This window comes from Hymenobacter actinosclerus (assembly GCF_900111515.1).
Classification (GTDB): domain Bacteria; phylum Bacteroidota; class Bacteroidia; order Cytophagales; family Hymenobacteraceae; genus Hymenobacter; species Hymenobacter actinosclerus.
The window spans coordinates 309,541-335,600 of sequence record NZ_FOHS01000002.1; the positions used below are offsets into that span (position 1 = coordinate 309,541).

At 65.9% G+C, this 26,060-nt stretch carries 21 protein-coding genes; 10 read left to right on the plus strand and 11 right to left on the minus strand.

From position 1 onward, the window contains the following. The first annotated feature begins 90 nt into the window (after positions 1-90). Complete coding sequence (locus tag BMY67_RS07710) at positions 91-849, plus strand: cupin domain-containing protein (RefSeq protein ID WP_245744947.1); 759 nt, start codon at positions 91-93, stop codon at positions 847-849. On the opposite strand, the gene nhaA is transcribed toward BMY67_RS07710, so the two are convergent. The 4 genes from nhaA to BMY67_RS07730 form a co-directional block, all read right to left on the minus strand. After that, positions 846-2,204: a Na+/H+ antiporter NhaA gene (gene nhaA / locus BMY67_RS07715; protein ID WP_092770164.1), complete on the minus strand. Its 1,359-nt coding sequence runs from the start codon at positions 2,202-2,204 to the stop codon at positions 846-848. The genes BMY67_RS07710 and nhaA overlap by 4 nt on opposite strands. 61 nt (positions 2,205-2,265) lie before the next feature. After that, positions 2,266-4,836, minus strand: a complete 2,571-nt coding sequence (locus BMY67_RS07720; RefSeq protein WP_092770166.1) for a cation-translocating P-type ATPase — start codon at positions 4,834-4,836, stop codon at positions 2,266-2,268. A 181-nt stretch (positions 4,837-5,017) separates the two neighbouring features. Beyond that, on the minus strand, positions 5,018-5,335 hold the full coding sequence (locus BMY67_RS07725; RefSeq protein ID WP_092770168.1) for a hypothetical protein: 318 nt from the start codon (positions 5,333-5,335) through the stop codon (positions 5,018-5,020). A 36-nt stretch (positions 5,336-5,371) separates the two neighbouring features. Then, positions 5,372-6,205: a universal stress protein gene (locus BMY67_RS07730; RefSeq protein ID WP_177189743.1), complete on the minus strand. Its 834-nt coding sequence runs from the start codon at positions 6,203-6,205 to the stop codon at positions 5,372-5,374. A 201-nt stretch (positions 6,206-6,406) separates the two neighbouring features. Here BMY67_RS07730 and BMY67_RS07735 point away from each other — a divergent pair, with 201 nt between their 5' ends. From BMY67_RS07735 to BMY67_RS07775, 9 genes are all read left to right on the plus strand, one after another. After that, entirely contained in the window at positions 6,407-7,492 is a 1,086-nt protein-coding gene (locus BMY67_RS07735; RefSeq protein WP_245744949.1) for a 2-hydroxyacid dehydrogenase, read from the plus strand. A 271-nt stretch (positions 7,493-7,763) separates the two neighbouring features. After that, complete coding sequence (locus tag BMY67_RS07740) at positions 7,764-9,119, plus strand: sigma-54-dependent transcriptional regulator (RefSeq protein WP_092770172.1); 1,356 nt, start codon at positions 7,764-7,766, stop codon at positions 9,117-9,119. Between the two features lie 413 nt (positions 9,120-9,532). Further along, a complete protein-coding gene (locus BMY67_RS19835) occupies positions 9,533-9,610 on the plus strand; it encodes a potassium-transporting ATPase subunit F (RefSeq protein ID WP_394333366.1) in 78 nt (25 codons plus the stop codon). A gap of 84 nt (positions 9,611-9,694) precedes the next feature. After that, positions 9,695-11,392, plus strand: a complete 1,698-nt coding sequence (gene kdpA / locus BMY67_RS07750; protein ID WP_092770176.1) for a potassium-transporting ATPase subunit KdpA — start codon at positions 9,695-9,697, stop codon at positions 11,390-11,392. A gap of 152 nt (positions 11,393-11,544) precedes the next feature. Further along, positions 11,545-13,587 (plus strand): potassium-transporting ATPase subunit KdpB, encoded by a 2,043-nt coding sequence (gene kdpB, locus BMY67_RS07755; RefSeq protein WP_092770178.1) that lies wholly within the window; start codon positions 11,545-11,547, stop codon positions 13,585-13,587. A gap of 232 nt (positions 13,588-13,819) precedes the next feature. Further along, positions 13,820-14,383, plus strand: coding sequence for a potassium-transporting ATPase subunit KdpC (gene kdpC, locus BMY67_RS07760; protein WP_092770180.1), 564 nt, complete (start codon positions 13,820-13,822; stop codon positions 14,381-14,383). 84 nt (positions 14,384-14,467) lie between these two features. After that, positions 14,468-15,568, plus strand: coding sequence for a porin (locus BMY67_RS07765; RefSeq protein ID WP_092770182.1), 1,101 nt, complete (start codon positions 14,468-14,470; stop codon positions 15,566-15,568). 201 nt (positions 15,569-15,769) lie between these two features. Next, positions 15,770-16,924, plus strand: a complete 1,155-nt coding sequence (locus BMY67_RS07770; RefSeq protein WP_092770184.1) for a histidine kinase — start codon at positions 15,770-15,772, stop codon at positions 16,922-16,924. Positions 16,925-17,123: 199 nt separating this feature from the next. Then, positions 17,124-18,902 carry a HAMP domain-containing sensor histidine kinase gene (locus tag BMY67_RS07775; RefSeq protein WP_092770186.1) on the plus strand — a complete coding sequence of 593 codons (1,779 nt, stop codon included), beginning with the start codon at positions 17,124-17,126 and terminating at the stop codon, positions 18,900-18,902. A gap of 117 nt (positions 18,903-19,019) precedes the next feature. On the opposite strand, the gene BMY67_RS07780 is transcribed toward BMY67_RS07775, so the two are convergent. From BMY67_RS07780 to BMY67_RS07810, 7 genes are all read right to left on the minus strand, one after another. Then, on the minus strand, positions 19,020-20,129 hold the full coding sequence (locus tag BMY67_RS07780) for a VWA domain-containing protein (protein ID WP_092770188.1): 1,110 nt from the start codon (positions 20,127-20,129) through the stop codon (positions 19,020-19,022). Between the two features lie 101 nt (positions 20,130-20,230). Further along, positions 20,231-20,770 carry a CbrC family protein gene (locus BMY67_RS07785; RefSeq protein WP_092770190.1) on the minus strand — a complete coding sequence of 180 codons (540 nt, stop codon included), beginning with the start codon at positions 20,768-20,770 and terminating at the stop codon, positions 20,231-20,233. A 24-nt stretch (positions 20,771-20,794) separates the two neighbouring features. Then, positions 20,795-23,098, minus strand: a complete 2,304-nt coding sequence (locus BMY67_RS07790; RefSeq protein ID WP_092770192.1) for a DUF5682 family protein — start codon at positions 23,096-23,098, stop codon at positions 20,795-20,797. A gap of 35 nt (positions 23,099-23,133) precedes the next feature. Beyond that, positions 23,134-23,679, minus strand: coding sequence for a prolyl hydroxylase family protein (locus BMY67_RS07795; RefSeq protein WP_092770194.1), 546 nt, complete (start codon positions 23,677-23,679; stop codon positions 23,134-23,136). Between the two features lie 231 nt (positions 23,680-23,910). Beyond that, the gene (locus BMY67_RS07800) at positions 23,911-24,606 is read right to left on the minus strand and encodes an SMI1/KNR4 family protein (RefSeq protein WP_092770196.1); all 696 of its coding nucleotides are present in this window, start codon (positions 24,604-24,606) and stop codon (positions 23,911-23,913) included. Positions 24,607-24,824: 218 nt separating this feature from the next. Then, positions 24,825-25,304 carry a hypothetical protein gene (locus tag BMY67_RS07805; RefSeq protein WP_143069737.1) on the minus strand — a complete coding sequence of 160 codons (480 nt, stop codon included), beginning with the start codon at positions 25,302-25,304 and terminating at the stop codon, positions 24,825-24,827. A 106-nt stretch (positions 25,305-25,410) separates the two neighbouring features. Further along, complete coding sequence (locus BMY67_RS07810; protein WP_092770200.1) at positions 25,411-25,992, minus strand: SMI1/KNR4 family protein; 582 nt, start codon at positions 25,990-25,992, stop codon at positions 25,411-25,413. Positions 25,993-26,060: the final 68 nt, after the last annotated feature.

Genomic DNA, 26,060 nt, shown 5'->3' on the forward strand with positions numbered 1-26,060 from the left:
ACCAGGCAAGCCGCAACGGCCCCGGGCCCCCTGCCTGGCCGCCGCCGGCGTACTACAACGACCCTACTTTTCCCCTTATTTCCCATTCCGATGACCCAGATGACCCAAATGACCACTGTTTCCCAAGTATTGGACCGCCTGCAAAAGGAAGGCTACACCGTTGACTTCAACCTGCAGGACAACTGCCTGATGTGCCACGGCAATGCCCTGCAGATTGCCCCGAGCGAGTTTCTGGTGGACAAGCACTACCGCTTCGAAGGCATGTCGGACCCCGGCGACGCGGCCGTGGTGTACGCTATTTCCTCGGAGCGGCACGGCGTGAAAGGCACGCTGGTAGACGGCTACGGCATTTCCAGTGAGGCCCTGAGCCCGGAGATGATTCAGGCGCTGCGCGAGAACCCGGCCTTCACGGCCGCCCCCGCCGAAACTCCCGCCGAAACCCCGGCCCCCGCCGCTGCCGCATCGAACGAGGCCACGCCCCAGCGCCCGGCCGGCACCCGCCCGCTCGATGCGCCCCTGCTCGTGCTCGACCTGCCTGCCCTGCTCGCCCAGGTCCGGCAGGAGGCCACCTACCACTCGGCCGACCGGAATGCGCTGACCCTGCTCAAGACCGATAGCATGCGCCTGGTGCTGCTGGCCCTGCACGCGGGCGCGGAGCTGAAAACCCACACGGCCCCCGGCGCCATCAGCGTGCAGGTGCTCGACGGCCAGCTCACGTTCCGCACCGAAGACCAGGCGGCCGAGCTGGGCGTCGGGCAGGTGCTGACGCTGCACGCCGGCATTCCGCACAGCGTTACGGCCGTTACCGAGGCGGCCTTTCTGCTCACGCTGGCCCTCGGCAAGCCTTAGCCGGCGGGCTGGCCCGGGGAGGCCGGGGCGGCGCGGGCAGCCTCGGCCGGCGGCTTCAGGGTGCTGCGCAGCAGCGCGTAGCCCAGGCTGCTGGCCAGGGCCGAGGCCAGCAGCACCGCCAGCTTGGCCGTGTCGGTGGCGGGCGAGTGTAGGCCCAGGGCCAGCAGGGTGATGAAGATGGACATGGTGAAGCCGATGCCCGCCAGGATGCCCGCCCCCCACACATGCCGCCAGCTCACGCCCGGCGGCAGCGTGGCCCAGCCCAGGCGCACGCTCAGCCAGCTCAGGGCGCCAATGCCCAGCGGCTTGCCCACCAGCAGCCCCAGCACAATGCCCAGGCCCAGCGGCGAGAGTAGCCCGCGCACGGCGGCCGGCGCAATCACCAGGCTGCTGTTGGCGAAGGCAAACAGCGGAATCACCCCGAAAGCCACCACCGCGTGCAGCTTGCCTTCGAGGCGGCGGGCCGGCGAGCCGCTGCCGCTGCCCAGCACTTCCAGCGCGGCCCCAATGTCATGCGGGTCGGCCTCGGGCCGCCGGGTGGCCGCGCCCAGCCGGCCGAGGCGGTGGCGCAGGTGCCGTAGCATGGCCGGGCGCGGGTAAGCGGCCCGGAACGGAATGGCCACCGCCAGCAGCACCCCGGCCAAGGTGGTGTGGATGCCCGATTCGAGCATGAAAAACGTGAGCAGCAGCCCCAGCGGCAGGTAGGCCCACAGGCTCCGCAGCTGCAACCAGTTGAACAGCAGCAGCACGCCCCAGGTACCCAGGGCCAGGTACACGTAGCTCAGGTGCAGCGTGCTGGTGTAGAAACCGGCAATCACCACCACCGCCGCCAGGTCATCGACGATGGCCAGGGCCGTGAGAAACACCTTGAGCCCCAGCGGCACCCGCGGCCCCAGCAGCTGCAACACGGCCAGCGCAAAGGCAATGTCGGTGGCCATCGGGATGGCCCAGCCATTGGCCGTCGCCGTGCCGTAGTTGAGGGCGGTGAACAGCAGCGCCGGCACCACAATGCCCCCCGCGGCCCCGGCCAGCGGCAAAGCCGCCTGCCGCAGCGAAGTCAGCTCGCCGCCCAGCACCTCGCGCTTCATTTCCAGGCCCACGAGCAGGAAAAACACGGTCATCAGTCCGTCGTTTATCCAGTGCAGCAGCGTGTGGTCGAGCACCAGGTTGTGTACCGTGATGCGCAGATGCTCGCTCCAGATGGCCGGGAAATGGTGGGCCACGCCCCAGCTGCTATTGGCCAGCACCAGGGCCAGGGCCGTGCTGGCCAGCAGCAGAAAGCCGCTGGCCGCCTCGTGGCGGAAAAACCGGATAAAAGGCCGCGTGAGGGGGCGCAGGAAGCGGGGTGCGGGCATAAAGGAAGGGGAGCTAAGCGGGAAAGCAGACAGGCCACCGACACCCTAACCGGGAAGCCCGCTACGGCCGGCGCCGGATAATAAGTTTCTGCACCTCCACCACCCCAAACACCACGCTGGCCACGGCCGCGGCAATGGCCAGCTCGGCTACGGTAAGCGGCTGGGTGCTAAACAGCTCGTTGCAGAAAGGTACGTAGATAATAGCCAGGTGCAGCCCCACGGTGAGTACCACGGCCCCCAGCATGGCTTTGTTGGATAACAGGCCGATACTGAAAATGGATTCGCGGCCCGAGCGGATGGCCAGCGCCAGGCCCAGCTGGCTGAAACAGAGCACCGTGAAGGCCATGGTTTGCCAGTGCGGCAGGCCCCGGGCAATGGCCCAGGCCTGCATGCCGATGGTGAGGCCCCCAATCAATAGCCCGATACCCAGGATAAACCAGCCCAGCCCGGCGGCAAAAATGGTCTGCCGCGGAGCTATGGGTGGGCGCTGCATGGTGCTCTTTTCCGCCGGCTCGTAGGCCAGGGCCAGGCCGGGCAGCCCGTCGGTTATCAGGTTGATCCAGAGGATATGAATGGCCAGCAGCGGCACGGGCAGGCCAAAAAAGGGCGCGCAGAACAGGGCCGTAATTTCGCCCACGCTGCCGGCCAGCAGGTAGCGGATAAACTTGAGGATGTTGTCGTAGATGCGGCGGCCGTGGCGCACGGCCTCCACGATGGTGGCAAAGTTGTCGTCGAGCAGAATCAGGGCCGCCGCCTCCTTGGCTACTTCGGTGCCGTTGATGCCCATGGCAATGCCGATATCGGCGTTTTTAAGGGCCGGCGCGTCGTTCACCCCGTCGCCCGTCATGGCCACGAACTGGTGGCGGGCCTGCAAAGCCCGGATGATGCGCAGCTTCTGGGCCGGGTCGACGCGGGCGTACACCCGCACCCGCTCCACCACGGCCGCAAAGCCCGGCTCGTCCAGCGCCGTCAGCTCGGGGCCGGTCAGCACCAGCTCCTGTTCCGACGAAATGATGCCCAGCTTTTCGGCAATGGCCTGGGCCGTAAGCTTGTGGTCGCCGGTAATCATGACGGGGATGATGCCGGCCGTTTTGCACTCGGCCACGGCCTGGCGGGCCTCCTCACGGGGCGGGTCGATCAGGCTGGCAAAGCCCAGGAAGGTAAGGTCGGTTTCGATGGTGGCCGGGCTGAGGTCGGCGGGGAGTTCGGGCAGCAGCCGGGCCCCGTAGGCCAGCACCCGGTAGCCCTGGGCGGCCTGGGCATCCACCCGGCGCTTGAGCTCGGGCAGGCTGGCCTGCTGGCTGGCCGCAAGCTGCTGATACAACGAGCCGGCGGCCCCTTTGGTGAGCACCAGCACGCCCTGCGGGGTCTGGTGCAGCGTGCTCATGCACTTGCGCTCCGAATCGAAGGGCAGCTCGGCCAGGCGCGGAAACTGCGCCTCCAGCGCCGGGCGGGCGTAGTCGTGCCCGGCCGCGTATCGGGCCAGGGCTACCTCGGTCGAGTCGCCGAGCCACTGCTTGTCGGGGCCGCAGGTGGCGTCGGTGTTCAGGGCCAGGGCCGCGAGCAGCGGGTTGTGGCCGCCGAGGCCGGGCAGCGTTTCGGCCGGCGCTTCGTAGAGGTCCTCCACCGTCATCTGGTTGAGGGTGAGCGTGCCGGTTTTGTCGGTGCAGATGTAGGTGACCGAGCCCAGCGTTTCGACGGCCGGCAGCTTGCGGATGAGGGCGTGGCTTTGCATGAGCCGGCCCGCGCCCAGCGCCAGCGACACGGTAACCAGCGCCGGCAGCGCCTCGGGCAACGCCGCAATGGCCAGCGAAATGGCCACCAGCAGCAGGTCCTGCCAGGGCTCACCCCGCAGCCAGCCCACGGCAAAAAACAGGGCCGCCACCACCAGCACTGCCCCCGACAGGCGCTTGCCCAGCGTGCCCAGCCGCTTTTGCAGCGGCGTCACCACTTCCTTGGTCTGGATGAGGGTGGCAATTTTGCCCAGCTCGGTGGCCATGCCGGTGGCCACCACGTAGGCCGTGGCCCGGCCGTTGGTAACCGAGGTGCCCTTATAGCCCAGGTTCAGCCGGTCGCCGAGCGCGTAGTCGCCGGGCGGCAGCGCCTCCACGGTTTTCTCCACGTTGCGCGACTCGCCGGTCAGCGACGACTCGTCTACTTTCAGGGCGTGGGTTTCCAGGAAGCGCACGTCGGCCGGTAGCACGTTGCCGGCTTCGAGCAGCACCACGTCGCCGGGCACCAGCGCGGCCGTGAGCACCTGCTGCGGCAGGCCGTCGCGCAGCACCAGGGCGTGGCTGGCGGCCAGTTGTTGCAGGGCCTCCAGCGCCTTGTCGGCCCGGTACTCCTGCACGAAGCCAATAACCGCGTTCAGCCCCACAATGGCCAGAATCACGTAGGCCGACTTGGCCTCGCCAATGAGCACCGACACGCCGGCGGCGGCCAGCAGCACCAGAATCATCACGTCGGCCAGTTGGTGGAGCAGCAGCTGCCAGACCGATTTCTGGCGGGAACCGCTCAGCTCGTTGGGCCCGTGCTCGGCCAGGCGCTGGCCGGCCACAACGGCGCTCAGGCCGGCCGGCGAGGTAGCCAGCGCGGCGGCCACCTCGGCCACGGGGGTTTGGTAATAGGGCATCGACAAGGGCCGGAGTGGGCTGGAGCGCGTGGACAGTTGCAGTTTGAAACAGCGAAAAGAACGTCATGCAGAGCGCAGCGCAGCATCTCGCGTGCTAACGTTGGATTACTATTGCAACGTCAGTACGCCAGATGCTTCGCTGCGCTCTGTATGACGTTCTTTTTACCAACTGTCCACAACTCTAGGGCAGCAGCAGGCGGGCGTGGCAGGCGTGGCACTCGGCCTTGGAAGGGTGCGTGGAATAGCGCGCCGCAATGGCGCCTTCCATGGCCTTATGCAGGGCGGCCAGCAGCTTGCGGCGCTCCTCGTCGGGCGTGTGCTCCAGCACCTGCTCGAAGGCCGTGCGGTACACGTGCGCCATAAAGCTGGCGCCGTGCGCGATAAACAGCAGGTCGTGCCGGGTGGCAAACGCCGCTTTCTCCGTGGTCGAAATCGTGAGCGACAGCGCCTGCCACTGCTTCGCGTTTTCATCCAGGCTTTGTTGCAGGGCTTCGTTCATGGGCGAGGGGGTTTTAGCAGGAGAAGGTGCGGGGCATCAGGCCAGCGTCGGGAGCACCAGCACGGGCACGGTGCTGTGCAGCAGCACCTGGGCCGTTACGCTGTTATGAAACAGCTTCCCCCAGAAGCTGCGCGGCCGCGCCAGCACTACCACCAGGTCGGTGTCGCGGGCCTGGGCGGCCTGCAAAATACCGTCGGCCGGCCGGGCGGCCACCGTGCCCTGGAAGCGGATGGGGGCCGGCAAATCGATGCCCAGCCCCGTGCGCCGCACCGAGTCCAGCACCTGCTGCTCCGACACCACCCGCGCGGCGGCGGCATCGGGCGGCGTTACGTGGAGCACCGTCAGGTCGGCGCCCAGCAGGTGCAGCAGCTGCCGAAAGGCCCCGGCATGGGCTCCCAGCGTGAAATCGTCGCCATCGACGGCCAGCAGCACGCGCCGGGGCAGCTGGCTGCTGGCCACCGTGTGGGGCACAATCAGCATGGGGTAGGGGGCGGTGCGCAGGATGTCGAGCGCGGTGGTTTGCACCAGCTTGTCGGGCGTGGCCGAGTAGTCGGGCCGGCCCAGCACCACCAGCAGCGGCTGGTGCCGGCTCACGGCATCGGCCACGGCAAAGGCCACGCGGCCGTGCCCGATTTCGGCCACCACCGGAATGGCCAGGTTGTCGGCCACCCGGCTCAGGGCCAGCGTGGTGGCTTCCCTGCTCAGGTCCGACAGCTCGCCGGTGAACATTTCCGGGTCGAGGATGGAGTTGCGGCGCACGTGCAGCAGCACCAGCCGGGCGCCCAGCGGCTCGGCCAGGTTGGTGGCGTAGTCGAGGGCCTGGTCGGCGGCGCGGAAGAAATCGGTGAGAATCAGCAGCGAAGGAGTCATGCGGCGGGGCCTGAAGTAGGAACAGTGGCAGTGACAAAGAACCGGGCCGCGGGCCGCAAATACCATGAGCAACGTCATGCCGGGGGCGTGACGTTGCTCAACTAAACCGCGGAGCAGACGGCGTACTCTTGTAGGGCCCGGCAGCCGGCCGGCTTTGCCCGGCGGCCTGCTTCGGGTGCCCCACCTTCTTTTCTGTTTGCCATGACCATCACCATCACCGTTTTCAGCGCCTACCCCTTCGAGCAGCCCTACCTTACTGCCGCGGCCCAAAACCGCTACCGCTGCCACTTCGTGGGCGCGGCCCTGACGCTGGAAACCGCCGAGCAGGCCGCTGGCAGCACGGCGGTGGCGGTTTTTGTGAACGATGATGCCTCGGCGCCGGTGCTCGAAAAACTCCGGGCCCTGGGCGTGCGCTACCTGCTGGTGCGCGCCGCCGGCCACGACAACGTGGACTCGGCCGCCGCCCACCGCCTGGGCCTGCGCGTGGCCACTGTGCCCCACTACTCGCCCTTCGCCATTGCCGAGCACGCGCTGGCCCTGATGCTGGCCCTCAACCGCCACCTGCACCAGGCCGACGCCCAGGTGCGCCGCGGCGACTTCCGGCTCGATAACCTCATCGGCTTCGATCTGCACGGCAAAACGGTGGGCATTGTGGGCTGCGGCACCATCGGCGGCACGCTGGCGGGTTTGCTGCACGGCTTCGGCTGCCGCCTGCTGGGCCACGACATCGAGCCCGACGCCGAGCTGACCCGGCGTTACGGCCTGGAGTACGTGCCGCTGGATGAGCTGTGCGCCCGGGCCGACGTGGTTTCCCTGCACGCCCCGCTCACGCCCGCCACCCGGCATCTGTTCAATGCAGCCCAGCTGGCCCGCCTCAGGCCCGGCGCCATGCTCATCAACACGGGCCGCGGCGCGCTGCTGGACACCGAGGCGGCCCTGGCGGCGCTGGAATCGGGCCACCTGGGCTATCTGGGCCTCGATGTGTACGAGCACGAAAAAGGCCTGTTTTTCAACGACCACTCGCACAAGCTGCTGCCCGATGTGCTGCTGGCCCAACTGCTGGCCCAACCCAACGTGCTGGTCACCGGCCACCAGGGCTTCCTGACCCGCGAGGCGCTGACGTCCATTGCCACCACCACCATCGAATCGTTGGACAGCTGGCTGGCCGGGCAGCCCACGGCCAACGAGCTGCTGCCCGCCGCCGAGCAGCCCGCTGCGGCCGCCGCCGCCCAGGCCGCCGTCGTGCCGGCCGGCTGGGGTCTGCGCTACGGGCTGAACACGGCGTAGCCCGGGCTGCGGGATGGTTGGGGCGTGCGCCGGTTTCGCTGTGGCTGGTAGGGGTATAAGGAAAGCCAGCCGACGAAATCCGGCAGGTTCAACTTTCTGCCGGCATTGCTGCTAAAGCTCAGGGCTGTAGAAAATACCGCGGCCTGACCGGGGGCTACGGCCGGTGCCGGCATGCTCGGTCGGCAGGCCGAGTGAAGGGTAAACTGAGTAGCTTTCCGGCCGTGGAAACCGAAACCGGCCCCGCCCACCACCCACCCGCGCCCTCAGCCCCATGCCCGACGGAACCCTGCTCATCATCGACGACGAAGCGCCGCTGCGCCAGGCCATTGCCCGCATGCTGGAGCTGGAGGGCTACATCGTGCGCCAGGCCCCCGACGCCCGCCGGGGCCTCGAAGACCTGGCCCAGCACGCCGACGAGGTGCTGGTGGTGCTGTCTGATGTGAAGCTGCCCGACGGCTACGGCCTCGACCTGCTGCCGCGCTACCGGGCCAAGGCTCCCCTGGCCGAAGTCATCCTGCTGACGGCCTACGGCACCATTCCCGACAGCGTGCGGGCCATGCGCGAGGGCGCCTTCGACTACCTGACCAAGGGCGACTCCGACGACCAGCTGGTGGTCGTCGTGGATCGGGCTGTGGAAAAGGCGCGGCTGCGGCGGCGGGTGGCCGAGCTGGAGCAGCAGGTGGGCGCCCAGTACACTTTCGAAAGTATGATTGGCAACTCGCCGGCCCTGCGGGAGGCCCAGCGCCTGGCCCGCCGCGCGGCGCCCACCGACAGCACCGTGCTGCTCGAAGGCCCCACCGGGGCCGGCAAGGAGCTGTTTGCCCAGGCCATCCACCAGGCCAGCGCCCGGCGCGGCAAGCCCTTTGTAGCCGTCAACTGCTCGGCCTTCCCCCGCGATTTACTCGAGTCGGAGCTGTTTGGCTACAAGAAAGGGGCCTTTACGGGGGCGCTGGCCGATAAGAAGGGGCTGCTGGAAGCCGCCAATGGCGGTACGCTGTTTCTGGACGAAATCGGGGAGCTGGAGCTGAGCGTGCAGGCCAAGTTCCTGCGGGTGCTCGAAACCCGGCAGTTCACCAAGCTCGGCGACACCCGGCCCACCACCGTGGACGTGCGACTGGTGGCCGCCACCAACCGCAACCTGCAACAGGAAGCCGCCGCCGGCCAGTTCCGGCCCGATTTGTACTACCGGCTGGCCGTGTTCACGGTGCCGGTGCCGGGCCTCAACGAGCGCCGCGCCGACGTGCCCATCCTGGCCGATTACTTCCTTCAGTTCTTCGCCGCCAGGCTGGGCCGCCGTCTGCGCGGCCTGGAGCCCGAGGCCCTGGAGCAGCTGCGCCGCCACGACTGGCGCGGCAACGTGCGCGAGCTGCGCAATGTGCTGGAGCGGGCCGTGATTCTGGCCGACGGCGAATTGCTGACTACCGACGATTTGCCCGCCGAGTTCCACCACTTCCAGCCCGACCCCGCCACGGCTGCCGACGCCGACGACCGCACCCTGCGCACGATGGAAAAGCAGCAGATTGCCCGGGTGCTGCACGAAACCGGCGGCAACAAAATGGAAGCCGCCCGCCAGCTGGGCATCGGCACCAAAACGCTGTACCGCAAAATCCAGGAGTATGGGCTTTAATCCGCCAGCTTCCCAGGTGTCCCAGGGTTAAAACCCTAGGCTACGTAGCGCTCAACCTGCTCCGCTAACTAGCCCAGGGCTTCAGCCCTGGGACGCGCCCGCCACCCCCCCCAGCCGGGTTGTTCTGACCACCGCACCGGGTCAGAACGACCCGGTTTTTTGCGTGCGGGCCAGCCGCGCCGGGGCGGGGAATAAAATTTGGGCCTGATAAACAGTTGGATAGGCCCCCACAAGTGGCCCGGTGCCGAAACCGGGCCGGGATTGGCAAGCGGGCTGGCACACCAAATTCAACGCTTCCCTATGTCTGCTGCCCTGCTGCTTCCGCTGCTGACGGCCACCGGCCTTGCCGGCTTCTGGCTCTTCTACAAATCGGTCGACTTTTTCGACCACATCTAACCCGCTCCCTCGCCATGATGATTGCCCTGCTGCTGCTCGGGCTGGCCACGTTCGCCTACCTCGGCTACGTGCTGCTGCGCCCGGAAAAATTCTAATTCTGTTGCCAGTTTTCAGTTGCCAGCGCGCAACCCGCATCCTACTGAAAACTGACAACCAAAAACCGCCAACTACCAACTGATATGTCTGAACTTCTTGGCATTGCCGTCATCTTCGGCGCGACGGTGCTGCTGGCCATTCCGCTGGGCCGCTACCTGGCCACCGTGTACCGCGGCGACCGAAACTGGTCCGATTTCCTGGCGCCCCTGGAGCGCCTGCTGTTCCGCGCCGGCGGCATCGATGCCGGCCGGGGCATGAGCTGGCAGCAGCACCTGGGCGCTTTGCTCACCATCAACTTGGTGTGGTTTCTTTTCGCCCTGCTCGTGCTCTGCACCCAGGGCAGCCTGCCGCTCAACCCCGACGCCAACCCCTCAATGGCGCCCGATCTGGCGTTTAACACCGCTATTTCGTTTCTGGTGAACTGCAATTTGCAGCACTACTCGGGCGAGTCGGGCCTGTCGTACCTCTCGCAGGTGGTGGTCATTATGTTCCTGCAATTCGTGTCGGCCGCTACCGGTATGGCCGCCTGCGTGGTCGTGTTCAACGCCCTCAAGGAAGGCAGCACCGACAAGCTGGGCAACTTCTACGACTACTTCGTCAAGAGCCTCACGCGGGTGCTGCTGCCCATTTCGCTGCTCGTGGCGCTGGTGCTCGTGTTTCAGGGCACGCCCATGACGTTTGCCGGCAAGCAGCCGCTCATCACGCTGCAGGGCGACACCACGGCCGTGAGCCGCGGCCCGGTTGCCGCCATGGTGGCCATCAAGGAGCTGGGCACCAACGGCGGCGGCTTCTTCGGGGCCAACTCGGCCCACCCGCTCGAAAACCCGACCTACCTCACCAACATGGTCGAGAACTTCGCGCTGGTCCTGATTCCGATGGCCATGGTGTTTGCCCTGGGCTTCTACCTCAGGCGCCGCCGGCTCTCCTATATGGTATTCGGGGTGATGACGGCCGGTTTCTTCCTGCTGCTGGCCCCCACCGTTTACTACGAGATGCAGGGCAACCCCGCCATTGCCCGGATGGGCGCCGACATGCACCTGGGCGCCATGGAAGGCAAGGAAATCCGGCTGGGCGCGGCCGCCTCGGCCTACTGGGGCATCACCAACACCATCATCTCGTGCGGCTCGGTCAACTCCATGCACGACTCGCACATGCCGATTTCGGGCCTGAGCGAGATGCTGGGCATGATGACCAACGCCTTTTATGGCGGGGTGGGCGTGGGCCTGCTCAACTTCTTCGTGTTCGTCATCATTGCCGTGTTCATTTCGGGGCTGATGGTGGGGCGCACGCCCGAGCTGCTGGGCAAGAAGATTGAGGCCCGCGAGATGAAAATTGCCCTCATCGTGGCCCTGCTGCACCCCTTGATGATTCTGGCCGGCACGGCCCTGGCCGCCCACCTCTACGTGGGCAACCCCACCGAATACGCCGGCTGGCTGGCCAACCCCGGCTACCATGGCTTCTCCGAAATGCTCTACGAGTACACCTCGGCCGCCGCCAACAACGGCTCGGGCTTCGAGGGCCTCGGCGACAACACGCCCTTCTGGAACATCAGTACCGGCGTGGTTCTGCTGCTGAGCCGCTTTCTGCCCATCATCGGCCCGGTGGCCATAGCAGGCTTGCTGGCCCGCAAAAAGTACACCCCCGAAAGCGCCGGCACCCTGCGCGTCGACACGGCCACCTTCGGCCTGATGGTCTTCTTCGTCATCTGGATTATCGCCGCCCTGGCCTTCTTCCCCGCCCTGGCCCTGGGCCCCCTGGCCGAGCATTTCAGCATTTATTAATGAAGAAGCTAGGAGCCAGAAGCTAGGAGCTAGAAGAGCGGTATTAATACGGTAAAAACCTGCTTTTCTATTCCTGGCTGCAACTGCCCTTTATGCGCTACAACTTCTAGCTCCAAGCTCCTAGCTTCTAACTCCTAGCTCCTCAAAATCCCATGTCTACTAAAAATTCTTTGTTCCAATCCGCGCTGGTGGGGCAGGCCGTGAAGCAGGCCTTCGTCAAGCTCGACCCGCGGGTGATGGTGCGCAACCCGGTCATGTTTACCGTGGAGCTGGGCACTGTGGTGATGCTGCTCGTCACGCTCGGGCTGCTCGTGCGGCCGGATGCCGCGCAGGGCAGCTTTGGCTACAACTTCACCGTGTTTATCGTCCTGCTGCTCACGCTGCTGTTCGCCAACTTCGCCGAGGCCATTGCCGAGGCGCGGGGCAAGGCCCAGGCCGAAAGCCTGCGCAAAACCCGCGAAGAAACCCCCGCCCGCCTCATCGATGAGCGCGGCGCCGAAAGCCGGGTATCGTCGTCGCAGCTGCGCAAGGGCCAGTTTTTCCTGGTCGAAGCCGGCGAAATCATCCCCACCGACGGCGAAATAGTGGAGGGGCTGGCCACCATCGACGAGTCGGCCATTACCGGCGAGTCGGCCCCGGTTATCCGCGAGGCCGGCGGCGACAAATCCAGCGTCACGGGCGGCACCCGGGTGCTGTCCGACCGCATAAAGGTGGTGGTGAGCACCGAGCCGGGCGAGTCGTTTCTGGATAAGATGATTGCGCTGGTGGAAGGGGCTTCGCGGCAGAAGACGCCCAACGAAATTGCCCTCACCATTCTGCTGGCCGGCTTTACGCTGGTCTTCATTATCGTCTGCCTCACGCTGCAGCCCTTCGCGGCTTACGCCAAAACGCCGATTGCGGTGGCCTCGTTCATTGCCTTGTTTGTATGCCTGATTCCGACTACCATCGGCGGGCTGCTCTCGGCCATCGGCATTGCCGGCATGGACCGCGCGCTGCGGGCCAACGTCATCACCAAGAGCGGCAAAGCCGTGGAAACGGCCGGCGACATCGACGTGCTGCTGCTCGACAAAACCGGTACCATCACCATCGGCAACCGCAAGGCCACCCACTTCTGGCCCGCGCCCGGCGTGGCCATGACGCGATTCACGGAACTGGTCGCCCTCAGCTCGCTCACCGACGAAACGCCCGAGGGCAAGAGCATCGTGGAGCTGGCCCGCGACAACAAAGTGGACCCCGCCCAGCTGCAAACCCGCCTGGCCGGGGCCGAGCTGATAAAGTTCACGGCCGAAACCCGCAGCAGCGGCGTCACGCTCTCCGACGGCACCAGCCTGCGCAAGGGCGCCGCCGATGCCATCCGCCGCCTCTCGGAAGCCGCCGGCCGCACCTATCCGGCCGAGGTGGCCACCCGGGTTTCCACGGTGGCCAGCAACGGCGGCACCCCGCTGGTGCTCAGCCAGAACGACGAGGTGCTGGGCGTAGTGGAGCTCCAGGACATCATCAAGCCCGGCATTCAGGAGCGGTTTGAGCGCCTGCGCCGCATGGGCATCAAAACCGTAATGGTGACCGGCGACAACCCGCTCACGGCCAGGTTTATTGCCGAAAAGGCCGGCGTTGATGACTTCATCGCCGAGGCCAAACCCGAGGACAAGATGCACTACATCCGGCGCGAGCAGGAGCAGGGCCGCCTGGTGGCCATGATGGGCGACGGCACCAACGACGCGCCCGCCCTGGCCCAGGCCGACGTGGGCGTGGCCATGAACTCGGGCACCCAGGCCGCCAAAGAAGCTGGCAACATGGTCGACCTCGACAACGACCCCACCAAACTCATTGAGGTGGTCGAAATCGGCAAGCAGCTGCTCATGACCCGCGGCACGCTCACGACTTTCAGCATCGCCAACGACGTGGCCAAGTACTTTGCCATCGTGCCGGCGCTGTTCATGGTGGGCATTCCGGCCCTGGGGGCGCTCAACATCATGGGCCTGCACTCGCCGCAGTCGGCCATCCTGAGCGCCGTGATTTTCAACGCCCTGCTGATTCCGGCGCTGGTGCCGCTGGCCCTGCGCGGGGTGGCCTACCAGCCGGTGGGCGCCTCGGCGCTGCTGCGCCGCAACCTGCTCATCTACGGCCTCGGCGGCGTGGTCGCGCCCTTCGTCGGCATCAAGCTGATTGACCTGGTGGTAGGGCTGTTCGTGTAATTCCACCAAGCCGTTCTGACTACCCCGCCGGGTCATTCTGACCCGGTTCGGGCCGCCCTTGCCAATTGCCTGGCACCGGCTGGTAATCCTTTCGAGCTGATAATCAGCCTGAACACCGCCCGGCGGCTGTGCCGACGGGGAATCGGGCCGGGATTGGCAATAAGAACTGTAGCCGGCCGGTAGGCGCCGGCCCGTCATTTATTCCGGCCTTGCGCCGCTCAGTTTCAAGATCATGAAAAACAACCTCGTTTCCGCTTTTCGATTGACGTTGGCCCTGCTCGTATTGTGCTGCGGCGTGTATCCGGCCCTGGTGTGGGGCGCGGCCCAGGTGGCGCCCGGTCAGGGCCAGGGCGTGCAGGTTGCCCATAAGGGCCGGGTGGTGGGCTTTCTGAACGTGGGCCAGAAGTTCGACCGGCCCGAGTACTTCAACTCCCGCCCCTCGGCCGTCGACTACCACGCCGACGGCTCGGGCGGCTCGAACAAAGGCCCCAGCAACCCCGCCTACCTGGCCGAAGTGCACACCCGCGTGGCGGCCTTCCTGGAGCAAAACCCCACCATCCGGCCCGGCCAGGTGCCGGTGGAGCTGGTCACGGCCAGCGGCTCGGGCCTCGACCCGCACCTCTCGCCAGCCGGGGCCTACACCCAGGTAGCGCGCGTGGCCCGGTTGCGCGGCCTGCCCGTGGCCAGGGTGCGGGCCCTGGTGGCCGCCCACGTGCAGGAGCCCATTTTCGTCCTGCTCGGCCCTTCAAAAGTCAACGTCCTGCAACTCAACCTGGCCCTGGATTCCCTGAAATAACCGCTGAATAGCTTCCCGCCTTTTTCGCAGAGAAATCGACCGGAAAAGACGGGCAGCCATCAGCTAACTGCTAGTAGCTAAAAAATGAAAGCACTTCTCACGCTGAGCCTGGCCCTGCTGGCCGCCGGCGGGGCCTCGGCCCAGACTACTGCCGCCCCCGCCGACTCGGCGGCGCCCAATCCACTCACGGTTTACGGCTTCGTGGACGGCTACTACGGCTACGATTTCAAGTACGCGCCCACCAACACCCGGCCCGCGTTTCTGTACTCGCACAACCGCCAGAACGAGTTCACCATCAACCAGGGCCTGGTGGGCCTGCGCTACGACAACGGGCAGGTGCGCGGGGCCATCGGGCTGCACGCCGGCTCGTACCCGTCGGCCAACTACGCGGCCGAAGACCCGGTGCTGCGGCACATCTACGAGGGCTACGCCGGCTTCCGGCCGTTCAACAAAGCCTGGCTCGACGTGGGCATTTTCGCCTCGCACATCGGGTTTGAGTCGGCCCTGAGCAAGGACAACTGGACGCTGACCCGCTCGCTGATGGCCGAAAACTCGCCCTACTACGAGGCCGGCGCGCGCTTCACCTACGAAGTGGCCCCCAGGCTCACGCTCACCGGGCTGGTGCTCAACGGCTGGCAGAACATCCGCGAAACCAACCAGGGCAAGGCCCTCGGTACGCAACTCCAGTGGCGGCCCACGGCCAAGCTGCTCATCAACTCCAGCACCTTTTACGGCAACGAGCAGCCCCCGGACTCGGTGCGCCGCCGCCGCTACTTCCACAACTTCTACGCCACCTACGCCGCCACGAGCCGCCTGAGTCTGGCGCTGGTGTTTGATGTGGGCAAGCAGGAAAGCGAGCGGCGCGGCGGCAAGGCCGATACCTGGCACACCGGCGCGGCCTTCGTGCGCTACCAGCTGGCTCCGCAATGGTCGGCCACGGCCCGCGCCGAGTACTACCACGCCGACCGCGGCGTGCTCATCGGGTCGGGCTCGCCGCGCCCCGGCGACCCCGGTTTCCGGGTAAAAGCGGCCTCGCTCAACCTTGATTACGCCCCCGCGGCCAACGTGGTAGTTCGGGTAGAAGGCCGCCTGATGGACGCCAGACGGCCCATTTTCGAGCAGCGCAACAGCCGCAACGCCGACAGCTACGGCAACCTCACCAGCAGCATCGCGCTGTCTTTCTGAGTTGTTTGAATAAGAGAAAAGAACGAGTCATGCTGAGCGAAGTCGAAGCATCTCTACTGCAATGCTAACCCTAACAGTAAAGTAGCATTATAACGAAGCGGTAGAGATGCTTCGACTTCGCTCAGCATGACTCGTTCTATTTTCCTCCCTACCGCCCAAAAAAGCTAACAGCCAGCAGCTATCAGCTAAAAGCTTAAAAAAATGGATGAGCGCGACGAGTCGGCCGAGCGGTTTCTGCGCCTGGTGCAGCAGCGGCGGCGCGGGCGGCTGAAGGTGTACCTGGGCCTGGCCGCCGGGGTGGGCAAAACCTACCGCCTGTTGCAGGAAGCCCACGAGCTGCGCCGCCAGGGCGTGCACGTGGTACTGGGCTACGTGGAAACCCACGGCCGCCCCGAAACCGTGGCCCAGGTGCGCGACCTGCCCGAGGTGCCCCGCAAAACGCTGTTCTACAAGGGCCGGGCGCTCGAAGAAATGGACCTGGAGGCCATCATCCAGCGCCGGCCGGCCGTGGTGGTGGTCGATGAGCTGGCCCACTCCAACGTGCCCGGCTCGAAAAACGAAAAGCGCTGGCAGGACGTGGAAGACCTGCTCAAAGCCGGTATTTCGGTGCTCACGGCCCTCAACGTGCAGCACCTGGAAAGCCTGCACGACCAGGTATTCAAAATAACCGGCACCGACGTAACCGAGCGGGTGCCCGACCAGGTGCTGCGCGAGGCCGACGAGGTGGTGAACGTGGACCTGACCGTGGGCGAGCTGCGCGCCCGGCTCGAAGAAGGCAAAATCTACGACCCGGCCAAGGTGCCGGTGGCGCTCAACAACTTCTTCCGGGCCGATAACCTCTTGCAGCTGCGGCGGCTGGCCGTGCGCGAAGTGGCCCAGCTGCTGGGCCAGCAGGTGGAAACCGAGGCCGGCGGCGCCGACCCCGTGCCGGCAGTGCGCCGCAACGCCGACCGCCTGCTGGCCTGCATCAACACCAACGAGCCGGCCGCCCGCGAAATCATCCGCAAAGCCTCGCGCCTGGCCCAGCAGCTGGGCGTGGCCACCTGGTACGTGCTGTATGTGCAAACCCGCCGCGAAGCCGCCGACCGCATCAACCTGGCCACCCAGCGCCACCTGCTGCGCAACCTGCAACTGGCCACCGAGCTGGGCGGCCAGATTCTGCGCGTGAAAAGCGACGACGTGGTTTCAGCGGTGCTCACTGTCGCCCGCGAAAAGGAAGCCACCCTGCTCATGTGCGGCATCACGGGCGACAAAACCGCCTGGCAGCGCCTGAGCCGCCGCGGCATCACCCAGGACCTCATCCGCGCCGTAGCCCGGCTGGAGCAGGACATGGACATGTACCTGGTGACGTATTGATTGGTAGTATTGAGACGTGAGAGAAAGAAGACCGTCATGCTGAGCGCAGCGCAGCGAAGTCGAAGCATCTCTACCGCTTCGTTGTAGCGGTAACCAAGCGACAGGCTTACCATTGCGGTAGAGATGCTTCGACTCCGCTGCGCTGCGCTCAGCATGACGAACCTTTTACCAACTCCCCAGGAAACCAAAGCCCCCAACCATGACCTTTAAAACCAAAATCACCCTGGGGTTTCTGGCGCTGCTGGCCCTGCTGCTGGCCCTGGGCGGCTACGCCTTCTACACCGTGCGCCAACTCGACCAGAGCGCCAAAAGCATTCTGAAGGACAACTTCTATAGCGTGCAGCTGGGCCAGCAGATGCTGCGCGCCCTCGACGGGCTGGCCCAGCGGCCCGACGAGGCCGCCGAGCTGGCCCGGTTCCGCGAAAGCCTGACCCGCGAGGCCGGCAACATCACCGAGCCCGGCGAGCAGGAGGTGGTGGACAGCCTGACCGAAAACCTGGCCCGCTACGAGCGCCTCACCGACGCGGCCGGGGCTGCCGGCCGCGGGGCCGTGGTGCAGCAGCTGCGCGGCCAGACCCACCGCATGGTGCAGCTCAACATCACGACGCTGCAAGCCAACAACGACCGGGCCACGGCCACGGCCACCCGCGCCGGCTACTACCTGCTGGCCGTTATCGGGCTGAGCGTGCTCACGGCCCTCACGTTTGTGGTGCGGGTGCCGGCCGCCGCTGTGGCCCCGCTGCGGCGGCTGGCCGTCAGCATCGAACACGCTACGAACCAGGACTTTTCGGCCACCATTCCGGTCGAGAGTACCGACGAGTTCGGGCAGGTGGCGCGGGCCTTTAATCAGCTGCTGGGCCAGCTCAACGAGTACCGCAACTCCACCCTGGCCCAACTGGTAACCGAGCGCAACCGCGCCGCCAGCATCGTCAACGGCCTCGATGAGGGCCTGCTGCTGCTCGACCAGCACCGCACCATTCTGCTGGCCAACCCCGTGGCCTGCGAGCTGCTGGGCCTCGAAGCCAGCCAGCTGCTGGGCCGCCCCGCCGAGGAGGTAGCCCGCGAAAACGATTTGGTGCGCACCCTGCTGCGGCCCCTGGAACCAGCCGGCGCCAGGGGCGGCGGCAGTGGGAGCGGGGCCGCCGAGGCGCCGCTGCTGCACATCACCCAGCGCGGCGAGGAAGCCTATTTCCGGCTCGATGTGCAGGATTTGCTTTCCTTCAACGAGGCCCTGAACCAGAAGGAATTTGCGGGCCAGATACTGACGCTGCGCAACGTGTCGGACTTCAAGCGCCTCGACCAGGTGAAGTCCAACTTCCTGGCTACCGTTTCGCACGAGCTGAAAACGCCGCTTTCCAGCATGAACATCAACCTGCGCCTGCTCCAGGACGAGCGCCTGCCGGCCGATGAGCGCCAGCGCGTGACGGCCAGCATCCGGCAGGAAACCCAGCGCCTGCAGCGCATGGTGGGCGAGCTGCTCGACGTCTCGCGCCTCGACGCCGGCGCCGGCATCCGCCTCGACCTGCAACCCACCAACCTGGCCGATGTGGTGCGCTACGCCACGGCCACCGTGCAGGCCCAGCTCACCGACAAGCAGCTGCACCTCGACCTGCAACTGGCCCCCAACCTGCCCGCCGCCCGCGCCGACGTGGAGAAAACCACCTGGGTGCTCATCAACCTGCTGGCCAACGCCATCCGCTACTCGCCGCCCGGCCAGGCGCTGCTGGTGCGCGCCGATGCCCGCGGCCCCAAAGTGCAGGTGAGCGTGCAGGACCACGGCCCGGGCATTGCCGCCGAGCACCACGAGCGCATCTTCCAGCGCTTCGCCCAACTGCCCGACCCCAGCGGCTACCGCGGCGGCTCGGGCCTGGGCCTGAGCATCGCCCGCGAGTTTATTGCCACCCAGGGCGGCCGGCTGTGGGTGGAAAGCGAGTTGGGCGCGGGCAGCACGTTCTGCTTCACGCTGCCAGTGGCATAAAGTAGAACGTGCTGTCTGCGCCTTCAGTCAACCGGATGGTTGACTGTGAAAACCAGCTTATGCGTTTGTTTAACTAAGTAATGGCATTCTGCCTTGCAACCCTTGGGGTCAGGCTATTCAGGCTTCCAGCTTCTGCCCCTGGATGGCGGCGGCCATCAAGTCCGGGAAACGGGCCGGCGTGCAGGCGAAGCTGGGAATGTCGAGCGCGGCCAGCTGCCCGGCCACCCGGCGGTCGAAGCTGGGGGCGCCGTCGTCGCTGAGGGCCAGCAGCACCACCAGGTTTACGCCGGAGGCTTTGAGCGCGGCCGCCCGCTTTAGCATCTCCTGCTCGTTGCCGCCCTCGTACAGGTCCGTGACGAGCACCAGGATGGTATCGGTGGGGCGGGTGATGAGCTGCTGGCAGTAGCTGAGGGCTAGGTTGATGTCGGTGCCGCCGCCCAGCTGCACGCCGAACAGCAGGTCGACCGGGTCGCGCAGGTTTTCGCTCAGGTTCACCACGGCGGTATCGAATACCACCATGTGGGTTTTCACGGCCTGCAACGAAGCCAGCACCGCCCCGAACACGCCCGCGTACACCACCGACGAGGCCATCGAGCCGCTCTGGTCTACGCACAGCACGATTTCTTTCAGGGCCTGCCCGCGCCGGCCAAACCCCACCAGTCGCTCCGGAATGATGGTTTTGTGCGCCGCCTGGTAGTGGCGCAGGTTGGCCTTGATGGTGGCCCCCCAGTCGATTTCGCGGTAGCGGGGGCGGGGGTTGCGCACGGCCCGGCTCAGGGCGCCCTGCACGGCCTGGCGCAGGGGGTTGGCCAGCTTCTTTTCCAGCTCGCGCACCACTTTGGTTACCACTTCGCGGGCGGTGGCCTTGGCCTTCTGCGGCATCACCCGGCTCAGCGACAGCAGCGTGCCCACCAGATGCACATCGGCCTGCACGGTGCGCAGAATTTCGGGTTCGAGTAGCAGCTGGTTCAGGCCCAGGCGCGTCATGGCGTCCTGCTGCATGATGGCTACTACTTCGGTGGGGAAGTACTCGCGGATGTCGCCCAGCCAGCGGCTCACCCGCGGAGCCGAGCCGCCCAGCCCGGCTTTGCGCTCCGCCTTGTCGCCGTCATAAAGCGCGGTCAGCACGTCGTCCATGCGGCCGTAGTCGGGCGGCAGGGGCACGGCGTTGGCCGCGTCGGCGGCGCTGCCCAGCACGAGTTTCCAGCGGGTTTGAGTGGTGGACATGGGAAGGGAGCTGAAAGTTTTGCAGCAGGCAGCTGCAAAAGGGAGGGGAGAAGATTGAGTTGGCGACTGAGAGCAAGCAATAAACCGTTGTTTGCTTATCCTCAATTGGCGTCGACGTGGAGCCGGTGCTGGCCGCAGTGCTGGCATCGGAACAGGTAGCCGGTCATGTTGCCGTCCTTGTGCATATGGTCCCGGATGTTTTCCTCGCCCCAGCCGCTGGCCACGGCATCGGGCTGCACTTCGTTCCAGATGGGGGCCAGCTCCTGGCTGCCGACGTAGCCCAGGAAAATACAGGCCTCCCCGCAGTGCCCCAGCCAGACATCATCCTGCCAGGAAGCGTAGCCCGGCGTACGGCTGCTGACCTGTGCCGTGGAGGCAGCGGAGAGCTGGACGCTGGCTTCATTGGGATTGGGATTTATGCCTTCGAAATCGGCCACGAATGAGCCGTCGTACTTCGCGGCGGCCGTGCCGTCGGCAATGCACCAGGGGCAGAGGTCATCGGGGTCGGCTTCACAATACAAATTCCCCGTGTAGCGAAAGGGCCGCGTTTTGCCGCAGCATTCACACACAATGGTTTGTGCTTCGATGATGCCGAGCTTGTACGCATTCGGATTATAGAAGAAGACGGGAGGAGTTTCCACTGGTTGGTTGACCGGTTGGTTGCGTTAGAGGGCTGGTTCGGCGGGAGTCAGCAGCGCCCGCAGCCCCGGCAGTACCCGGCTGCCGCGGCCCCAGTTGAACCCGGCAGAGGCGGAATCGGCCACGGGTGCGGCTTCGGCGTGGGTGGCCAGCTCCAGCAGCTGCTGGCGCTCGGGCAGCGAGAAATTCGTGAAGGCGCGGCGTAGCAGCGGCACGGTTTCGCGGAAGGCATCCTCGGCCAGGCCGCCCAGCCAGGTATCGAGCAGGCCAAACAGCTCCCGGTGATGAATGAGCAGCAGGCCGCTGCCGCGCAAAAAGCCCTCAATCCAGGCCGTGGCGTAGTCGGTGGGCTGGGCAGGGGCCAGGGCCAGGCCGAGGGCCCGGGCCGTGGTGTCGGCCGGGGCCTGCTGGGCATCGAAGAGCAGGCGGGCGGCGGCGCCGGCCAGCAGGCCGTTGCTGGCCGCGTTGCGCCGCACGGCCGCCAGGGCGGCGTACCAGTCGGCTTCGTGCTCGGCATCCTGGAGCAGCCGGATGGCCTGGTGGGTGGCCTCGATGCGCGCCAGCAGCGGCCGGGCCGCGTCGTAGTCCAGGCCCGTGCCGGCGGCGGGCAGGCCAATGCAGAGGCGCGGCACCAGCTGCCGCACCACCTGGGCCACCTGGGCCGTGTCGGTGCGGCGCACGTTGCCGTAGCGCAGCACCTGCACCAGCGGGGGCAGGGCGGCCAGCAGGTGGGTTACGTCGCGGGTGTCGGCCCCAATGGTTTCGAGCCGGGCCACCAGCGCCGGAATGGCCGGGCCCAGGTCGGCGCGCAGGGCCTGTTCGAGCAGCTCGCTCACGGTTTCCAGACTGGTGGCTTCGGCGGCCCGGGCCGTGGCGCGGGCGGCGGCGGCGCTCAGCACGGTGTTGCCCCAGCGGCCGGCCTCAACCACGGCCAGCGCCAACTCGGGGTCCCAGCGCAGGCGCCAGATTTCGTGGAAGGTGCCGCTCTTGCCCGCTACCGCTTCCGGCTCGCCCCAGTTGATGTCGAGCAGGCGCAGGCGGTGCAGCAGGTGGCTACGGTCGAGCTGGGCGGGCTGGCGCAGGTCCAGATCCAGCGGTTTGGGCAGGGCCTCGGGCTTGAGGCGCAGGGTTTTTTGCTGCTGGGCCAGGTCCTGCTGCAAGGGCGTGGCGGGCAGCCCGGCGGGTACTTCGCCCAGCTTCACGCCAATCACCAGCTCCTGGTGCACGAGGGCCAGCGGCTCGGCGTAGCCGCCACCCAGCAAAGCCACGGCGGCTTCCTGCAACTCCTGAATGCCCGGCAGGGCCAGCCCCCGCACGGCGGCCAGCGCCGAGGCCAGCCGCACGCCCTCAATGGCGTGGGCCGAGGAGGCTGCCACGTCCTGCTCGCGCAGCAGGCGGGTGGCGCGCACCATCCAGTGGGTGAGCACCTCGGCGCGGGGCTGGGCAAACAGCAGCTCGTACCAGGCCGGCGAGAGCACGCCCGCCCCGTAGCCCGAGCTGAACGAGAGCCGCTCGTAGGTCCAGGGAATCCAGGTGGTTTCGGTGGGCACTTTCCGCAGGCCTTTCAGCCGGGCCTTGTCTTCCTTTTTGAGCAGCTCGGGGCGCACTACCGGCGCGTGCCAGGCCCCGCACACCACCGCCACCCGCTGGTAGCCCTGGGCCAGGGTGGCGCGCAGGGTTTCGCGCATGAAGGCCTCGCGCAGCAGGGTTTCCTCGGTTTCGGGCCGGGCCAGCTCCTCGCGCAGGGCCGTCATCAGCTCCAGCACCACGGCGAAGGTGTCGGCGTTGCCGGGCGCGTGCTCCAGGTGGGTTTCCCACCACTGCTCCGAGTCGGTGTAGCCGGCCAGCCGGGCAATGTAGGCCACGGGGTCGGTTTCCAGGTCGACCTCACCCCCCGGCCCCCTGTCCTCAGGAGAGGGGGAGCCAGCCGATTTTTCGGCCGGTTCCAGTTCGGAAGTGGGCGAAACTGGTTCCCCCTCTCCTGAGGAGAGGGAGCCGGGGGGGGAGGTACCAAACCGCAGGCTCATCGGCAAATCCATGCAGCGCACGTGGGCCTCGTGGCGGGCGCACCACTGCACGGCCTGCCACTCGGGCGAGAACTCGGCAAAGGGCAGAAACGAGGCCTGGCCCTGCTGCCTGGGGTTGTACACCAGCAGGGCCACCGGCGGCACTAGCTCGGGGTGGGTAGCGGTGGCCAGGGCCGCTTCGGCATCGGCGGGGCACTCCAGCAGCACGATATCGGGCCGGAAAGCGTCGAGCGCCGCCACGAGGCTGGCGGCGCTGCCGGGGCCGTGGTGGCGGATGCCGAAGAGGCGCAGGTCGGTGGGCATGGCGGGCAGTTAAAAGCGGAGGTGGAATGACGGCGCTACTCGCCCTGAAAAAGAACGTCGGTGCGCAGCACGTATTTGCGCCCGCTTGTTACGGCGCAGCCTTTGTGCCGCAGCTCATGCCGGAAGCAGAGCGCGGCCCCGCGCCGGGGAGCCACGGTAAGAGCTTCAAATTCCGTTTCCCCACCCATGAAATCCGCGTTCAGATACAGCAGAAAAGTCCAGCGGCTGGCCACGTCGGCGCTTAAGTGAGTGCGGCCGTCTTTGTGCTTGTTGAACCGCTCGCCTACGTCGTAGCGGTAGAACCGTAGCCGCTCGTGCAAGCCCACGGCGGGGGCACCGTCGGGCTCGACGGGCAGTAAGGGCCGGAGGCGCTGCCACAGGGTTTCGGCCAGCTCGGCAGCGGGGTATTCCAGCCGGTAGTTGTTGCGAATGCCCTTGATAAGTTGGGCGCTGCTGCCCGTGTTCACGCCCGCTTCGGTGTAGCCCAGCTGTTCGCTGCGAGCAATAAGCTCGGTGCACTCAGCGGGCGACAAAAAATCGGTGATTTCAAAGATGGAATCAGTGAGGCGGTGCAAAAGCATGGTGGGTGATTTAAGTGCTTAGCCATTAGCTTTCAGCCGATAGCTAGTAGCTTTTGTTTTGACAGTTAATGGATTGAGCCGAAAGAGATGTCGGTGTAATTCAGAATAAGCACTTATAGGAGTTTAGCAAACCGTATGAGTCGCCAGATGGAGAGACGCATCGTCGCGTCTTGTCATGGCCGATGTTGTTTTAGTAGCTTGTTTACCTGTATCCCGGCACCTATGAGCCGCTTACTCCGGGAAATGCTCGAAGGTGTGGTCTAAGTGTTCGAATGGCATTTCCCGCCGCACTGTTTCCTCAAATTCCGCCTCTGGCAGCAGCGCATCAATGGTATACTGCCGGCGGGGCAGCACCACCGTTTCCTGCCGAAGCGGCCGGGCGTATACCTCGGCCAGTAGCGTATTCCATTCCGGTTTCAGGTAGGGGCTGATGGATTGGGCGGCGCGCTGCAAATCGGCCCGCAGGTCTTCGAAACCGGCGTAGCCCGCCAGGTCGTACTCGTCGAATGAGGTGGCCCGCGCCAGCATTTCCCGGAAGATAAAGGCTGCCAGTGAAGGTGCCAGCACGGTAGTTTCGTTGCTGTCGTGGCGCGACAGGGTAATGGGCGTTTCGCCGTTGGTGGCCAGGGTGGGGCAGAAGGCGTACAAATCGCCGCCGCCCGTGTGGCCCAGTGGCACAAACTGGTAAGCAGAGCCCCAGTCCTCCTGCTCTAACAACAGGGCCGGTACCGTTTCGGGGGCGTATAGCTCGAAATCCTGCGCGAAAAGCAGCATGGGCGGCTTCTTTCGCAAAAGGGGAAACACATTTGCGTGCCAGTTGGGTTGCGCATTCCCCCAATCCAGCATGCCATCGTGGTACAGCCGTTTGTAGAGCGCTGGCAGCTCGAAGTTATACGCTTGCTCAATGGCCGTAATTGGGTCTGGCATAACAAAAGGAAGAGGATATAAAGAAGCAAGATACCGCGGAGCTTCGGCCGGCAGCAACACCGGCGGGCAGCATCGGTTAATAGATTGGAGGCGCAGGGCGACACTGGAATGGATTACAGGGCGCTTTCCTATCAAAGAAGAACCTGCCGCTTTGTAGCTTATTTTCTGCTTCCTGAAAAATAAGCTACAAAAGCTGAAGGAAAAAGCGCAGAAACGGTTTAGGTATCGGCAATGCCGCCAATAGTTACCAGCACGTTGGCTACGAATTTGGCTTCCAGGCCGTGTTCCGGGTCGAGCTCGTAACTCAGCACCAGGCGCAGGGTCTGCTCGTCGGTAACCCGGAGGTACTTGATTCCGGACAGGTAGCCGGCGTGGGCGGCGGCCGTGGTCAGCCCCAGCGCCGGCTCGCCCGACTGGGCCGGGTTTTCGTACCAGCGGGCGTACACGCGCTGGTACCGGGCAAAGGACTGCTCCTTCAAATCGGCCAGCTGCTCAGAAGCCCGCCCCATAAAGGCCTGCAAAGTCGCGGCATAGGCATCGAGCTGGGCCGGGGTCGGAGCGTATTCCTCGTCCTCGTCGTCCAGCTCCTCGCCCAGGAATACCTCCACGGGTTGCTCGAAACCGGGCAATACGACGTCGTGCTCGGCTACCAATCCAGCCCAGCTTTCCTCTACCCGACCCCAAAACGGATGCTGCATACGTTGCGGTTTAAAGTGCATTAGTAACTGGCGTTATGCAGCGCTTTGTAGGGTGCGGGGCTTAGCTTCGCTGTCCTTCGGTTACCCCGCACCCTACCGCTACAAACTATTCCGCCCTGAACTCCAGCGGGAAGCCAGCCGGTGAATTCAGTTCCAGGTCCTCCGCCTGCTCGTCGGTGAGGCGCTTTTGGCCCACAACGGCCGCTTCGTAGGCCTGAACTACGGCCGCGAGCCAGGCCGACAGGCTGGGAAATACCACCGTGCGCTCCGGGCCGTCGTGCCAGTGCTCGATAAGCTGGCCGGGCCGGCCGGTGAAAGTGCCCTCCGGGTCGAGGCAGAGGTGGTCGCCGCTGCCGTTGGTAAGAAACGGCAGCCACGCGGGCTGCCACCAATAAGGCGCGAAGTCGCCATCGGCCAGCAGTTCCCGGTTGATGCGCATGGTGGCGGCCATATCCTCCAGCGACGGCCAGCTGTACATGCCCACCAGCGCCTCGAATAGCTCCGGCGGCTGCCCATCGTGCCAGTCCAGCCACTGGCGCAGCCCGGCCGGCAGCCGCAGGTCGAACTCCGCCTCGAAGGCCGCCACCGCCGCCGCCGAAACGGGTGGCCGCAACGCCGCGTGGTAGGCGGGCCGGTACTGCCGCAGCAGCGCATCGAGGCGGGTGATTAGGGTAGGGAAAGTGGGCATGGGGTGGGGGTTTGGCGAGGTAGCTAGCGCTATTGGGATTATGATAGCTGCCTGAATTAGCACAGGCC